The sequence below is a fragment of the Serratia sp. CY29653 genome (genome assembly GCF_052169255.1).
GTDB lineage: Bacteria > Pseudomonadota > Gammaproteobacteria > Enterobacterales > Enterobacteriaceae > Serratia > Serratia sarumanii.
In genome coordinates this window covers 248,555-262,870 of the sequence record NZ_JBJNLC010000003.1, presented here as the reverse complement: position 1 = coordinate 262,870, position 14,316 = coordinate 248,555, and the positions used below count along the sequence as shown (strand labels likewise).

The 14,316-nt window shown below is 59.6% G+C and carries 19 protein-coding genes; 7 read left to right on the top strand and 12 right to left on the bottom strand.

Annotated features, from left to right (window positions below; genetic code table 11):
- Positions 1-8: 8 nt before the first annotated feature.
- The 11 genes from npr to ACJ8HN_RS17485 form a co-directional block, all read right to left on the bottom strand.
- The gene (gene npr / locus ACJ8HN_RS17535; RefSeq protein WP_033648996.1) at positions 9-281 is read right to left on the bottom strand and encodes a PTS phosphocarrier protein NPr; all 273 of its coding nucleotides are present in this window, start codon (positions 279-281) and stop codon (positions 9-11) included.
- Positions 278-1,132 (bottom strand): RNase adapter RapZ, encoded by an 855-nt coding sequence (rapZ, locus tag ACJ8HN_RS17530; RefSeq protein WP_015379177.1) that lies wholly within the window; start codon positions 1,130-1,132, stop codon positions 278-280. The genes npr and rapZ overlap by 4 nt, the downstream gene beginning before the upstream one ends.
- 129 nt (positions 1,133-1,261) lie before the next feature.
- The gene (gene ptsN / locus ACJ8HN_RS17525) at positions 1,262-1,723 is read right to left on the bottom strand and encodes a PTS IIA-like nitrogen regulatory protein PtsN (RefSeq protein ID WP_016930212.1); all 462 of its coding nucleotides are present in this window, start codon (positions 1,721-1,723) and stop codon (positions 1,262-1,264) included.
- A 155-nt stretch (positions 1,724-1,878) separates the two neighbouring features.
- A complete protein-coding gene (gene hpf, locus ACJ8HN_RS17520) occupies positions 1,879-2,166 on the bottom strand; it encodes a ribosome hibernation promoting factor (protein WP_004937038.1) in 288 nt (95 codons plus the stop codon).
- 23 nt (positions 2,167-2,189) lie between these two features.
- Entirely contained in the window at positions 2,190-3,623 is a 1,434-nt protein-coding gene (gene rpoN / locus ACJ8HN_RS17515) for an RNA polymerase factor sigma-54 (protein WP_033648997.1), read from the bottom strand.
- 52 nt (positions 3,624-3,675) lie between these two features.
- Complete coding sequence (gene lptB / locus ACJ8HN_RS17510) at positions 3,676-4,401, bottom strand: LPS export ABC transporter ATP-binding protein (RefSeq protein WP_004937040.1); 726 nt, start codon at positions 4,399-4,401, stop codon at positions 3,676-3,678.
- Between the two features lie 6 nt (positions 4,402-4,407).
- Positions 4,408-4,947, bottom strand: a complete 540-nt coding sequence (gene lptA, locus ACJ8HN_RS17505; protein WP_004937045.1) for a lipopolysaccharide ABC transporter substrate-binding protein LptA — start codon at positions 4,945-4,947, stop codon at positions 4,408-4,410.
- Positions 4,916-5,494: an LPS export ABC transporter periplasmic protein LptC gene (gene lptC / locus ACJ8HN_RS17500; protein WP_033654803.1), complete on the bottom strand. Its 579-nt coding sequence runs from the start codon at positions 5,492-5,494 to the stop codon at positions 4,916-4,918. The genes lptA and lptC overlap by 32 nt, the downstream gene beginning before the upstream one ends.
- The gene (gene kdsC / locus ACJ8HN_RS17495; protein WP_021505108.1) at positions 5,491-6,045 is read right to left on the bottom strand and encodes a 3-deoxy-manno-octulosonate-8-phosphatase KdsC; all 555 of its coding nucleotides are present in this window, start codon (positions 6,043-6,045) and stop codon (positions 5,491-5,493) included. The genes lptC and kdsC overlap by 4 nt, the downstream gene beginning before the upstream one ends.
- 17 nt (positions 6,046-6,062) lie before the next feature.
- Entirely contained in the window at positions 6,063-7,049 is a 987-nt protein-coding gene (kdsD, locus tag ACJ8HN_RS17490; protein WP_033648998.1) for an arabinose-5-phosphate isomerase KdsD, read from the bottom strand.
- 16 nt (positions 7,050-7,065) lie between these two features.
- The gene (locus tag ACJ8HN_RS17485; protein WP_025160120.1) at positions 7,066-8,043 is read right to left on the bottom strand and encodes a calcium/sodium antiporter; all 978 of its coding nucleotides are present in this window, start codon (positions 8,041-8,043) and stop codon (positions 7,066-7,068) included.
- A gap of 303 nt (positions 8,044-8,346) precedes the next feature.
- Between ACJ8HN_RS17485 and mlaF the strand changes: the two genes are divergently transcribed.
- From mlaF to murA, 7 genes are all read left to right on the top strand, one after another.
- A complete protein-coding gene (gene mlaF / locus ACJ8HN_RS17480; RefSeq protein WP_028127533.1) occupies positions 8,347-9,162 on the top strand; it encodes a phospholipid ABC transporter ATP-binding protein MlaF in 816 nt (271 codons plus the stop codon).
- 4 nt (positions 9,163-9,166) lie between these two features.
- Entirely contained in the window at positions 9,167-9,949 is a 783-nt protein-coding gene (mlaE, locus tag ACJ8HN_RS17475; RefSeq protein WP_004937059.1) for a lipid asymmetry maintenance ABC transporter permease subunit MlaE, read from the top strand.
- A gap of 4 nt (positions 9,950-9,953) precedes the next feature.
- Positions 9,954-10,502, top strand: coding sequence for an outer membrane lipid asymmetry maintenance protein MlaD (gene mlaD, locus ACJ8HN_RS17470; RefSeq protein ID WP_033636129.1), 549 nt, complete (start codon positions 9,954-9,956; stop codon positions 10,500-10,502).
- 14 nt (positions 10,503-10,516) lie between these two features.
- Positions 10,517-11,146, top strand: a complete 630-nt coding sequence (gene mlaC, locus ACJ8HN_RS17465; RefSeq protein WP_442523752.1) for a phospholipid-binding protein MlaC — start codon at positions 10,517-10,519, stop codon at positions 11,144-11,146.
- Positions 11,146-11,448, top strand: a complete 303-nt coding sequence (gene mlaB, locus ACJ8HN_RS17460) for a lipid asymmetry maintenance protein MlaB (RefSeq protein ID WP_016930202.1) — start codon at positions 11,146-11,148, stop codon at positions 11,446-11,448. Before mlaC ends, mlaB begins: the two co-directional genes overlap by 1 nt.
- A gap of 140 nt (positions 11,449-11,588) precedes the next feature.
- Positions 11,589-11,843, top strand: a complete 255-nt coding sequence (gene ibaG / locus ACJ8HN_RS17455; protein WP_004937066.1) for a BolA family iron metabolism protein IbaG — start codon at positions 11,589-11,591, stop codon at positions 11,841-11,843.
- 55 nt (positions 11,844-11,898) lie between these two features.
- Positions 11,899-13,158 carry a UDP-N-acetylglucosamine 1-carboxyvinyltransferase gene (gene murA / locus ACJ8HN_RS17450; RefSeq protein ID WP_004937068.1) on the top strand — a complete coding sequence of 420 codons (1,260 nt, stop codon included), beginning with the start codon at positions 11,899-11,901 and terminating at the stop codon, positions 13,156-13,158.
- Between the two features lie 71 nt (positions 13,159-13,229).
- On the opposite strand, the gene degS is transcribed toward murA, so the two are convergent.
- A complete protein-coding gene (gene degS / locus ACJ8HN_RS17445) occupies positions 13,230-14,288 on the bottom strand; it encodes an outer membrane-stress sensor serine endopeptidase DegS (RefSeq protein ID WP_033636127.1) in 1,059 nt (352 codons plus the stop codon).
- Between the last annotated feature and the right edge of the window lie 28 nt (positions 14,289-14,316).

Below are 14,316 nucleotides of genomic sequence, written 5' to 3'. Positions count from 1 at the left end.
CTCAGCGGCTAATCTTCATCAAACCCGGAGTTGAACAGCTCGACGACCGCCTCCAGTGCGTTGACTTCGTCGGGGCCGGTCGCTTCGACTTCGATATGCCGGCCCTGGGCGGAGTCCAGCATCAGCAGCGCGATGACGCTGCTGGCCTCGGCTTCGGTGCCGCTTTCGTTGCGCAGCATCACTTCGGCGTCGAAGCTTTGCACCAGCTCGAACAGTTTCATCGCCGGGCGCGCGTGCATGCCCAGCTTGTTTTTGATTTCAACCGTCTGTTTGACCGTCATTGTTTACGCTTTTCCAGCGTGCGGTGGCGCGACTGCACGTTCTTGCCGCGCGAGCGGAAGTAATCGGCCAGCTGTTCCGCCACGTACACCGAGCGGTGCTTGCCGCCGGTACAGCCGATGGCGACCGTCAGGTAGCTGCGGTTGTTGGTTTCCAGCATCGGCAGCCATTGCTCCAGGTAGCTGCGGGTCTGGTAGATGAAGTTGTGCACTTCGGTATGGCGATCGAGGAACGACGCGACCGGCTTATCCAGACCGGTCATCGGCCGCAGCTTCGGATCCCAGTGCGGGTTCGGCAGGAAGCGCACGTCGAACACGTAGTCGGCGTCGATCGGGATGCCGTGCTTGAAGCCGAAGGATTCGAACACCATGGTCAGCTCGCGCTCACGCTTGCCCAGCAGGCGGGTGCGCAGCATTTCGGCCAGCTCGTGCACCGACATTTCCGAGGTGTCGATAATCAGGTCAGCCCGCGAGCGCAGTGGTTCGAGCAGATCGCTCTCTTCGTCGATGGCGCTTTCCAGCGACAGGTTTTTGCTGGAGAGCGGGTGCAGGCGGCGGGTGTCGCTGTAACGGCGGATCAGCGTGTTGCGATCGGCGTCGAGGAACAGCAGCTGCGGCGAGAAGCTGTCCGGCAACTGAGTCATCGCGTATTCGAACACTTCCGGCGATTCCGGCATGTTGCGCACGTCGATGCTGACCGCCGCGGAGATATTGCGTTCCGCCAGCGTATTGGCGAGCTGCGGCAGCAGCACCACCGGCAGGTTGTCAACGCAGTAAAAACCCATGTCTTCCAGCGCCCGCAAGGCGACGGATTTTCCGGAACCGGAACGGCCGCTGACAATCATCAGCACCATGTGGCAACTCCCCTGGCATCGCGGCGGCGTTCATCGCTACCGGTGGAAACTTTGTTATTCCGGCCGAGGCCGGATCCATCATCGTGAAACAGTAACGTTATCCGGGCTGGAAGTCACGCCGGCCGGGCATCACTCGGTGATGATTTGGTAAAGTTCTTCGTCGCTTTGCGCGGCGCGCAGGCGGCGGCATACGGTTTTGTCGGCCAGGCGTTTGGCGACCAGCGACAGGGTATGCAAATGGGTTTTGCACTGATCGGCAGGCACCAGCAGCGCGAACAGCAGGTCGACCGGCTGGTTGTCGATAGCGTCGAAAGCGATGGGTTGGTCGAGACGGATAAACACGCCAACGGCCCGCAGTGTGTCCTCTTCCAGTTTGCCGTGGGGAATGGCGATACCGTTGCCGATACCGGTGCTGCCCATGCGCTCCCGGGTGAGAACCGCGTCAAACACCACCTGCGAAGGCAGATTGAGCTGTTTGGCGGCCAGTTCGCTGATAATTTCCAAAGCCCGCTTCTTGCTGGTGCAGTGTACCGAGCTTTTGGTGCACTCGATGTTTAACACCGAGCTTAATTGCATATATTCGTTGTTCATCTCATCTTCACTTAAAACCGCGCCGCCGGGCGCACCCGGCAAGGCGGTTTTTCGTCGGTTTTAACCCTGATTACCGTTCGGCGCGTCACCCATGCGGGTCACGCGCCGAAGGGCGAGGCGGCGACGGATGCCGCCTCATGGAGTGGGTTAGGGTGTCAGTGTTGCTTCAATTTGTCTTTATGTTTGTTCAATTGACGTGCCAATTTGTCGATCAGCGTATCAATTGCGGCATACATATTCTCGTCTTCCGAGGTGGCGTGCAACTCGCCTCCATTCACGTGCACCGTTGCTTCCGCAATTTGCTGCACTTTTTCCACACTTAATACAACATACACCTGATTGATGCGATCAAAATACTGTTCGAGTTTGGCGAACTTGTTGTTCACGAACTCGCGCAACGGATCGGTGATTTCGATGTGGTGTCCGGTAATGTTGAGCTGCATAGTGTCTTCCTTCTCAATAGAGGTCAAACCAACTGTTTACGCTGGTTCGACGGCGGGATGGACAAAGACTCTCGGTACTTGGCGACGGTGCGCCGCGCCACGATGATCCCCTGATCGGCGAGCAGGGTGGCTAGCTTGCTGTCGCTGAGTGGCTTGGCGGGGTTTTCCGCCGCAATCAATTTCTTCACCAACGCGCGGATCGCCGTCGAGGAGGCTTCGCCGCCGCTGTCAGTATTCACGTGGCTGGAGAAGAAATACTTCAATTCAAAAATGCCGCGCGGGCTGTGCAGAAACTTCTGCGTGGTGACGCGCGAGATCGTCGATTCATGCATCTCCACGGCCTGGGCGATATCCGCCAGCACCATGGGTTTCATAAACTCTTCGCCTTGCTCGAAGAACGCCTGCTGTTGGCTGACGATGCAGCGGGTGACCTTCAGCAGCGTCTCGTTGCGGCTCTCCAGGCTTTTAATCAGCCACTTGGCTTCCTGCAGGTTGCTGCGGATAAACTGGCCGTCGGCTTCGCTGCGGGCGCTGTTGCCCAGCGCGGCGTACTGCTGATTGATCTTCAAACGCGGCACGCTGTCGCCGTTGAGCTCGACCGTCCATTTGTTCTGCGTCTTGCGCACCAGCACGTCCGGGATCACGTATTCCGACTCGCCGGTATTGATCGACTGCCCCGGGCGCGGATCGAGCGACTGAATCAGCAGCATCGCTTCTTTCAGTGTATCTTCTTTTAGCCGGGTTGATCGCATCAGGCTGCGAAAGTCGTGGTTGGCCAACAGATCCAGATGGTCGCTGATGATCAGCCGCGCTTCGGCCAGGTAAGGGGTGTCTTTGGCGTATTGGGAGAGCTGCACCAGCAGGCAATCGCGCAGATCGCGCGCGGCGACGCCGATCGGATCGAAACGCTGCACGCGCTTCAATACCGCCTCGACTTCCTCGAGGGTCACGTTCTCGTCGCCCAGGCTTTCCAGAATGTCTTCCAGCGGCACGGTGAGATAGCCGGTGTCGTCCACCGCGTCGACGATGGAGGTGGCGATGGCGGCGTCGGTATCGGAGAACGGCGTCAGATCCACCTGCCACATCAGGTAATCCTGCAGCGTTTGGGTGGTCTCGCCCTGATAGACCGGCAGTTCGTCGTCGCTGTAGTCGGTGCCGGTGCCGGACGGCGTGCCGGCGGTGTAGATCTCATCCCAGGTGGCGTCCAGCGGCAGCTCTTCCGGCATGTCTTTCTGTTCCAGCGCCTCGCGGGTATCGAGCCCCTCGGTCTCCTGGGTTTCTTTGGCGTCGATTTCGTCGTGCAGATCGGTCTGTTCAAGCAGCGGATTGCTCTCCAGCGCCAGCTGGATCTCTTGCTGAAGCTCAAGCGTGGACAACTGCAGCAGGCGGATCGCCTGCTGGAGCTGAGGAGTCATGGCCAGCTGTTGGCTGAGCCTGAGTTGCAAACCTTGCTTCATAGTTTTCTGTCTACTTCCGTTAACGGTGTCGCCCCACAGGGCGCGCCGGCGCTTAGAGGCGGAACTCTTCGCCCAGATAAACGCGTTTAACCTGCTCGTCGGCCAGAATAGCATCCGGCGTGCCGTGGGCAATCAGTTTGCCCTGGCTGACGATGTAGGCGCGTTCACACACGTCCAGCGTCTCGCGCACGTTGTGGTCGGTGATCAGCACGCCCAGGCCGCTGTCACGCAGGTGCTCGATGATTTTTTTGATATCGATAACGGAGATCGGATCCACCCCGGCGAAGGGTTCGTCCAGCAGTATGAATTTCGGGTTGGCCGCCAGCGCGCGGGCGATTTCGACGCGGCGACGCTCACCGCCGGACAGCGCCTGGCCGAGGCTGTCGCGCAGATGGGAGATATGGAACTCTTCCATCAGCTCCTTGGCGCGGTCTTCACGCTGTTCGCTGGTGAGGTCGGGGCGAATCTCCAGCACCGCCATCAGGTTGTCGTACACGCTCAGGCGGCGGAAGATCGACGCTTCCTGCGGCAGGTAACCGATGCCGCGGCGCGCGCGGGCGTGCAGCGGCAGCAGGCTGATGTCTTCTTCGTCGATCACGATGCGCCCGGCGTCGCGCGGCACGATGCCGACCACCATGTAGAAGGTGGTGGTTTTACCGGCGCCGTTCGGCCCGAGCAGGCCGACGATCTCGCCGGATTTCACTTTCAGGCTGACGTCTTCGACAACTTTACGGCCCTTGTAGGCTTTCGCCAGGTTTTCTGCGATGAGTGTTGCCATAAGTGATTAGTTACTCTTTTTCTGCTCGTTTTTGTCTTGCAACTGCGACGGTACCAGAACCGTTGTCACGCGTTTGCCTTTGTCGCTAAACGCCTGCATTTGCTGCTGTTGCACCAGATAGGTGATGCGATCGCCTTTCACGTTGCTGTCGAGCTGCTCCAGATAGGCGTTGCCCGTCAGGGTCACCAGCTGGGTCGCCACGTCGTAACGCACTTTCTGCGCGTGGCCTTTGACCGGCTTGCCGCTGTCCTGCATCTGGTAGAAGGTTACCGGGTTGCCGAACGCTTCAATATAGGTCTTATTCTGATCTCCGCCCGGGCGGGTGACCACCACCTTGTCGGCGCGAATATCGATGGTGCCTTGCTTGATCACCACGTTGTCGGTGAAGGTGCTGACGTTGCTCTGCATGTCCAACGACTGCTTGAGCGAGTCGATGCTGACCGGCTGGCTGGAGTCGGATTTCAGCGCCAGAGCGGGGGCGCTGGCGGCCAAAACTAAGCTGCCGAGCAACAGGTTACGGAGTTGGTTTTTGGTTCTGAATTTCATAGTTGGTCTTAACCTTATCAATCAGCTCAGCGGTTTTGGTCCGCAGGTTCCCACGCATTTTCATGCCGTTAGAGGTAAAATTGGTCCCGTAAATCGTGACTTCGTCATCGGAGGTGACGTCCTGGGTGACCAGGTTTACCTGAGCGTTGTCCGTCTTAATTTTTTCCAGCTGCGAGGTGGTGGTCAGGCTGTTTACCTCGACGTGACCATACAGATACAGCATCCGGTCTTTAGTCAGTTTGGCGCGATCGGCGCGAACTGACCAGGTGGCCACCGCATTCTCATCGAACAGCGTCATCACCGGCTGGGTGAACCAGCTCAGCTCGCCGGCGGTGTAATACTTCGCGTCTTCCGCCACCAGTTTGTAATTCAGCTTGCCGGCCGGGTTGTACACCACGGTGACCGTGTGCTGGCTCTGGTAGGTCGGATCCTGATCGTTGACCGGGCCAGGGGCCGTGTCGTCGCTGAAGTCCGTCATGTTCCAGCCGATCAGCGCCAGAACGATCACCGTCAACAGGATGGTGATCCACAGTTTGGTTTTACTCATATCGACAGCCCTTTGGCGTCCTCCAGCTTATTTTGAGCCAAAAGAATGATGTCGCACAGTTCGCGCACCGCGCCGCGGCCGCCGGCAATGCGGGTGACGTAGTGGGCGCGCGGCGTCAGCAGCGGGTGGGCGTCCGCCACCGCGACCGCCAGGCCGACCTGCGCCATCACCGGCCAGTCGATCAGGTCATCGCCGATATAGGCGACCTGATCCGCCGTTAACGACAGTTTATCCAACAGTTCGCGGAAGGCCAAAAGCTTATCGGATTGCCCCTGATACAGATGGGTGATACCGAGCGTCTGCGCGCGGTCTTCCAGCAGCTTGGCGGAGCGACCGGTGATGATCGCCACCTCGATGTCCGAGGTTTTCAAGCAGCGGATGCCGTAGCCGTCGCGCACGTTGAACGCTTTCAATTCTTCACCGTTGTTGCCCATGAAGATCAGGCCGTCCGACAGCACGCCGTCAACGTCGCAAATCAACAGGCGGATGTTCCCGGCACGCGCCATAACCTCTTGTTCTACCGGCCCGTAGCAGGTTTCTACCATACCCATTCCGTTCTATTCCTTAATTAAACGACGCCGGCGCGCAGCATGTCATGCATATGTACCACACCCAGCAACTGGTCGCCATCGGCAACCAGCAGCGCGGTGATGTGGCGTTGTTGCATCAGGTTCAATGCATCGACCGCCAGGATGTTGGGGCGCACCCGTACGCCGCCCGGCGTCATGACATCGGCGATCTTCGCCTCGTGAAGGTTGATGCCCATGTCGAACACCCGGCGCAGGTCGCCGTCGGTGAAGATGCCGGCGATTTTCATCAAATCGTCGCAGACAACCGTCAGGCCCAGATTTTTGCGGGTAATTTCCAGCAGCGCGTCGCGCAACGAGGCGTCGGCGCTGACGTGGGGCATTTCGTCGCCGCTGTGCATGATATCGCTAACCCGCAGCAGCAGTTTGCGGCCGAGTGCGCCGCCCGGATGCGACAGCGCGAAATCTTCCTGCGTGAAACCGCGCGCCTTCAGCAGCGCGACGGCCAGCGCATCGCCCATCACCAGCGTGGCGGTGGTGCTGGTGGTCGGCGCCAGCCCCAGCGGGCAGGCTTCCTGCGGCACCTTGATGCACAGGTGGATATCCGCCGCCTTGCCCATCGAGCTTTCCGGATTGTTGGTCATACAGATGAGGGTGATCTGCTGGCGTTTCAATACCGGGATCAGCGCCAGGATCTCGCTGGACTCGCCGGAGTTGGAGATGGCGAGCACGATGTCCTGTGGGGTGACCATGCCCAAATCGCCATGGCTGGCCTCCGCCGGGTGAACGAAGAATGAGGGGGTGCCGGTGCTGGCGAAGGTCGCGGCGATCTTGCAGCCGATATGGCCGGATTTGCCCATGCCCATCACCACCACTTTGCCGCCGCAGGCGGCGATCGTTTCGCAGGCGCGGGTGAAGTCTGCGTTGATGTAGCTGTCGAGCTGAGCCAGCCCTTCACGCTCTATCTGAAGCACTTCTTTGCCGGCCTGCTGAAAATCGAAGCCCGGTTGCAACTCAATGTTCGACATACTCATTCCCGTCGGTTTAGCCGAAAGTACTGAAAGGGTTAAAGAACAGCACCGCAAGATACGCAATAAAGCCACATAATAACAGAGCGCCCGCCAGGTGACCGATGCGATGCTTGCGGCCGATGCACAGTACGCTCAGCAGCACGCTGGCCGCCAGCATCACCCAGTAATCGCGCTGGAAGGCGGCGGCGTCTACGCTGCCCGGCGACAGCAGGGCGGGGACGCCCAGCACGATCACCGTGTTGAAAATATTGGAGCCGATGATATTTCCAATCGCCATATCATCCTCGCCCTTCAGCGCCCCGGCGATGGAGGTAGCCAATTCGGGCAGGCTGGTGCCGATGGCGATAATGGTCAAGCCGACCACCAGTTCGCTCAGGCCGAAATAGTGCGCAATCACCGTCGCGTTATCGACCACCATTCTGGAAGAGAGCGGCAGAATGATAAACGCCAGCACCAGCCACAGCACCGCCACGGTGTTGCTGCTGTCCTGCGGCAGCTCGGCGATCTGCTCCATGGTCAGGCTGTCGCTGCCCTCGCGCTGCGCCAGCCGGGCGATTTTCAGCATCAGCAGGATGAAGCCGGCGGCGGCGGCCAGCAGCAGCACGCCGTCCAGCCTGCTCAGGGTGCCGTCCATCAACACGAAACCGCACAATACTGTGACCGCTAACATCAACGGCAGTTCGCGCCGCAGTATCTCGGAACGCGCGGCCAGCGGGTGAATCAGCGCCGCCACACCCAGGATCAATAAGATGTTGGTGATGTTGGAACCTAATACGTTGCCAACGGCCATATCTATCTGCCCGTTCAGCGCGGCGGTGGTGGACACGATCAGCTCCGGCAGCGAAGTGCCGATGCCGACGATGGTCATGCCGATGATCAACGGCGGGACGCCGAGCGAGCGGGAAATCACGGCAGCACCATAAACTAAGCGGTCTGCACCATACACCAGTAGAAATAAACCAACGATTAATAATGCTATCGCGAGAAACATGCAGGGTCCTTTGTCGGGTATTATCCCGGTTCGTTGGTTAAAGCCGTCAATGCGGCGGTATTGCTTGCCCTCCGTTGCGCGCGCGTGAGCCGCAGCAACGGTTTTTCCCGGCTAATAGTTGAACAGTTTCGTTTTTTTTCGTTATGGCGCCAATTTTGACCGGGTGGCGCGGAAAAGTAAAACCAATGGCACCATTGGTTGCGAAATGGCAGTAAGTTTTTGTAAAGATGAGACGGATTGCGCCCATTGCTTTAACATCACGGGTAGATTCAGCAAAAGATGAGTCGTAAAGGGTCCATTAACATGCTCCAAAAGGCAGATAATTTGGTCGAAGTGCGCGACATGAGCTTCTCGCGCGGCGATCGACGGATATTTGAAGACATCAACCTGACGGTGCCTCGCGGTAAGGTCACGGCGATCATGGGGCCATCGGGCATCGGCAAAACCACGCTGCTGCGCCTGATCGGCGGCCAGTTGGCGCCGGACAGCGGGGAGATTTGGTTCGACGGCGACAACATTCCCGCGTTGTCCCGCCGTCAGTTATACGACGCGCGCAAAAAGATGAGCATGCTGTTCCAGTCGGGCGCACTGTTTACCGATTTGACCGTATTCGAAAACGTGGCCTACCCGCTGCGCGAGCACAGCAACCTGCCTGAACCCCTGCTGCGCAGCACGGTGCTGATGAAGCTGGAAGCGGTGGGGCTGCGCGGCGCGGCCCAGCTGATGCCCAATGAGCTTTCCGGCGGCATGGCGCGCCGGGCGGCGTTGGCGCGCGCGATCGCGCTGGACCCTGAGATGATCATGTTCGACGAACCTTTCGTCGGCCAGGATCCGATCACCATGGGGGTGCTGGTCAAGCTGATCGATGAGCTGAACCATGCGCTGGGCATTACCTGCATCGTGGTGTCGCACGACGTGCCGGAGGTGCTGAGCATCGCCGACTACGCCTATATCGTGGCCGATCACCGGGTGATCGCCGAAGGCACCACGCAGCAATTGCAGAACAATCCTGATGCGCGCGTGCGCCAGTTTCTGGATGGTATAGCGGATGGGCCGGTGCCGTTCCGCTATCCGGCCGGGGATTATCAGACCGAACTGCTAGGCTTAGGGAGTAAATAAGCTCATGTTATTAAGAGCGTTAGCGTCGTTGGGGCGCAGTGGCATCAACACCAGCGCCAGCTTCGGCCGCGCCGGGTTGATGCTGTTCAACGCGTTGATTGGCCGGCCGGAACCCGGCAAGCAGTGGCCGCTGTTGTTGAAACAGCTCTACAGCGTCGGCGTGCAGTCGCTGCTGATCATCATGGTCTCCGGGCTGTTCATCGGCATGGTGCTGGGCCTGCAGGGCTATATCGTGCTCACCACCTACAGCGCCGAGGCCAGCCTCGGCATGATGGTGGCGCTGTCGCTGCTGCGCGAGCTGGGGCCGGTGGTGACGGCGCTGCTGTTCGCCGGCCGCGCCGGTTCCGCGCTGACGGCGGAAATCGGCCTGATGAAGGCGACGGAGCAGATCTCCAGCCTGGAGATGATGGCGGTCGATCCGCTGCGGCGCATCGTGGCGCCGCGCTTCTGGGCGGGGCTGATCAGCATGCCGCTGTTGACCATCATTTTCGTGGCGATCGGCATCTGGGGCGGCTCGGTGGTCGGCGTGGACTGGAAGGGCATCGACAGCGGCTTCTTCTGGTCGGCGATGCAGGGCGCCGTAGAGTGGAAAAAAGATCTGCTCAACTGCCTGATCAAAAGCGTGGTATTCGCCATTACCGTAACCTGGATTGCCATTTTCAACGGGTACGACGCCGTGCCTACCTCTGAAGGGATTAGCCGGGCGACGACGCGTACCGTGGTGCATTCGTCACTGGCGGTGTTGGGATTGGATTTCGTGCTGACAGCACTGATGTTTGGGAATTGATTCGATGCAAACGAAGAAGAGTGAAATCTGGGTTGGGGCATTTATGCTGATTGCGCTGTGCGCCATCGTGTTTATCTGCCTGCAGGTGGCGAACCTTAAATCGATCGGCAGCGAGCCGACCTACCGCATTTACGCGACGTTCGACAACATCGGCGGCCTGAAGCCGCGTTCGCCGGTGAAAATTGGCGGCGTGGTGATCGGCCGCGTGGCGGACATCGAACTCGATTCGAAAACCTACACGCCGCGCGTGGCGCTGGATATCCAGAAAAAGTACGACCAAATCCCGGATACCAGCTCGCTGGCGATCCGCACCTCCGGCCTGCTGGGCGAGCAATATCTGGCGCTTAACGTGGGCTTCGAAGATCCTGATATGGGCACCGCCATCCTGAAAGACGGCGGCACCATTCAGGACACCAAATCAGCCATGGTTCTGGAAGACCTGATCGGCCAGTTCCTGTATAAAAGCGGCGGTCAGGACAGCGCCAAACCGGGAGACGCGGCCGCTGAGCCGGCTGCCGGCGCCGCACCGCAACCCGCTGTTCCAAATCATTAAGAGAGGATACCTGCATGTTTAAACGTTTACTGATGGTGGCTCTGCTGGTGGTTGCACCGCTGGCGAGCGCAGCCGACCAAACCAATCCTTACAGCATGATGCAAGAAGCGGCGCAGAAGACCTTCAGCCGTTTGAAGAATGAACAGCCGAAGATCAAGCAGGACCCGAACTACCTGCGCTCCATCGTGCATCAGGAACTGATGCCGTTCGTGCAGGTGAAATACGCCGGCGCGCTGGTGCTGGGCCGTTACTATAAAGAGGCGACGCCTGCACAGCGCGAAGCTTACTTCACCGCCTTCCAGGCTTACCTGGAGCAGGCTTACGGCCAGGCGCTGGCGATGTACCACGGCCAGACTTACCAGATCGCGCCTGAACAGCCGCTGGGCAATGCTGACATCGTGGCCATTCGCGTCACCATCATCGACAACGGCGGCCGCCCGCCGGTGCGTCTGGATTTCCAATGGCGCAAGAACAGCAAAACCGGCTACTGGCAGGCCTATGACATGATCGCCGAAGGCGTCAGCATGATCACCACCAAGCAGAACGAGTGGGCGTCTACGCTGCGTACTCAGGGCATCGACGGCCTGACCAAACAGCTGCAGGCCACCGCCGCGCAGCCTATCACGCTGGACAAGAAAAACTGATGTCGGCAGCGCTCAGCTTCGAATCAGAGCAGCAGACGCTGATCCTGCGCGGTGAACTGGACCGGGAAACGCTGCAGCCGCTGTGGCGGCAGCGCGACGCGCTGATGGCGGATAAAACCGCGATCGACGTGGCGCAACTGCAGCGCGTAGACTCCGCCGGGCTGGCGCTGTTGCTGCATCTGCAGGAAGAGCAGCGCGAGCGCGGCGTCGCGCTGAAAATTTTCGGCGCCACCGAGCGCCTGAAAACGCTGATTGCGCTCTACAACCTGCAGGCGATAATGCCTGTCGATACCGCCGGTTAGCGGCGTTTTACGCCGCCCTTACGTGGTAAAACGATACAAAGCCCCTGTTATGCAGGGGCTTTTTCTTTAGTTTAAGAAAACATCGTATTCCACTAAGATACTAGGCTGTTTATGATCCTTTAGCGGCAGAACTGGATACTATGGAAACCAACGAGATTAAAGACGTGCTGATGCAGGCATTGGCACTGGATGAAGTACATGTGACGGGCGACGGCAGCCATTTTCAGGCGATCGTGGTCGGCGAATTGTTCGCCGGCATGAGCCGCGTCAAAAAACAGCAGACGGTTTACGCACCGCTGATGGAATACATTGCGGACAACCGCATTCATGCCTTGTCTATCAAGGCGTACACCCCTGAAGAGTGGCAGCGAGACCGCAAACTCAACGGATTTTAAGGCTGTTTGCCCTGCCGGGCGGGCAGCTTCAGATTAGATAACAGAGAGTAGTCAGATGGATAAATTTCGTGTGCAGGGTCGGACCCGCCTGAGCGGTGAAGTGTCTATTTCCGGGGCCAAAAACGCCGCCCTGCCGATCCTGTTCGCCGCCCTGTTGGCGGAAGAGCCGGTCGAGCTGCAGAATGTCCCCAAGCTGAAGGACATCGACACCACCATTAAACTACTCAACCAGTTGGGTACCAAGATTGAGCGCAACGGTTCGGTCTTCGTGGACGCCAGCGGCGTGAACGAGTTCTGCGCCCCTTATGATCTGGTGAAAACCATGCGTGCTTCCATCTGGGCGCTGGGGCCGCTGGTGGCGCGTTTCGGCCGCGGTCAGGTTTCCCTGCCGGGCGGCTGTGCGATCGGCGCGCGTCCGGTCGATCTGCACATCACCGGCCTCGAGCAGTTGGGTGCCGAGATCAAGCTGGAAGAAGGCTACGTCAAAGCGTCCGTCGAGGGCCGCCTGAAGGGCGCGCACATCGTCATGGACAAGGTGAGCGTGGGCGCGACCGTGACCATCATGAGCGCCGCGACCCTGGCGACCGGCACCACCGTTATCGAGAACGCCGCGCGTGAGCCGGAAATTGTCGATACCGCCAACTTCCTCAATACGCTGGGCGCGAAGATCAGCGGCGCCGGCAGCGACAAGATCACTATCGAGGGCGTCGAGCGTCTGGGCGGCGGCGTGTACCGCGTGCTGCCTGACCGCATCGAGACCGGCACCTTCCTGATCGCCGCCGCGGTTTCCGGCGGCAAAGTGATGTGCCGCAACACCCGTCCGGACACGCTGGATGCGGTGCTGGCCAAGCTGCGCGAAGCCGGTGCCGATATCGAAGTGGGCGAGGACTGGATCAGCCTGGACATGCACGGCAAACGCCCGAAAGCGGTTACCGTGCGCACCGCGCCGCACCCGGGCTTCCCGACCGACATGCAGGCCCAGTTCAGCCTGCTGAACCTGGTGGCGGAAGGCACCGGCGTCATCACCGAGACCATCTTCGAAAACCGCTTCATGCACGTGCCGGAACTGATCCGCATGGGTGCGCACGCGGAAATCGAGAGCAACACCGTGATCTGCCACGGCGTTGAACAGCTGTCCGGCGCTCAGGTGATGGCGACCGATCTGCGCGCTTCCGCCAGCCTGGTGATCGCCGGCTGCATCGCCGACGGCGTGACCGTCGTCGATCGCATCTACCACATCGATCGCGGCTATGAGCGTATTGAAGACAAGCTGCGCGCGCTGGGTGCTAACATCGAGCGCGTGAAAGGCGAGTAAGTCATTAGCGCCGGCGCGGCTGCGTCGGCAGGATGAAAATCAAAGGGCCGGCTATCAATGCCGGCCCTTTTTTAATTATTGTCTTCCGGGAATTCGCCCACCGTCATTTTCAACGTAATGCGTTTGCCGTCGCGCAGCACGATAACCGGTATCTCGGTGCCCGGCCTGATCTCCGCCACCTGATCCATGGTCTCCAGCACGGACACCGCCGGTTTGTTATCCACGTTGATGATGATGTCGTTGATCTGGAAACCGGCGCTGCTCGCCGGGCCGTTCGGCGTGATTTCGGTCACGATGATGCCCTGCAGGCGATCGATGCCGGAATTGGAGGAACGCAGCGGAATGATCTCCTTACCCTGAATGCCGAAATAGCCGCGGATCACGCGGCCGTCGCGGATCAGCTTGTCCATGATTTTGGTAGCCAGTTCGATCGGAATGGCGAAGCCGAGGCCTTCCGGCGTTTCGCCGTCGGTGATTTTGTCATAGGTCAGGGTATTGATGCCGATCAGCTCGCCCAGCGAGTTGACCAGCGCGCCGCCGGAGTTGCCGCGGTTGATTGAGGCATCGGTCTGCAGGAATGTCTGCCGGCCGGTGGTGCTCATACTGATGCGCCCGGTGGCGCTGAGGATGCCCTGAGTCACGGTCTGCCCCAGGTTGTACGGGTTGCCGATTGCCAGCACCACGTCGCCGACGTGGGCAACGCGATTTTTATTGGTCGGGATCACCGGCAGGTTGCCGGGATCGATCTTCAGCACCGCCAAATCGGTCAGGCCGTCGGAGCCGACCAGCAGCGCTTCGTAGCGGCGGCCATCCTGCAACACCACGGTGATCTGCTGAGCGTCTTTGATCACGTGGCGGTTGGTGATGATATAGCCGCGTTCGTTCATGATCACGCCGGAACCGAGCGACAGCACGTTGGCGGCGCCGTTCAGGTTGCGGTTGTAGATGTTCACCACGGCGGGCGCGGCGCGGCGCACCGCTTTGTTGTAGCTCACCGGCGTTTCGTCGCTGGTATTCTCGGTTTTCTCTGCAAACAGGCCGTTGGAAGAGCGCAGCACGGGCAGAGCGGCCAACAGCAGGCCGGCAACGATGAGACCGATAACGACAGAACGCAAGAGCTTAGCAAACATGGAGTTTTCGTGGTGTGGTGAACGATGT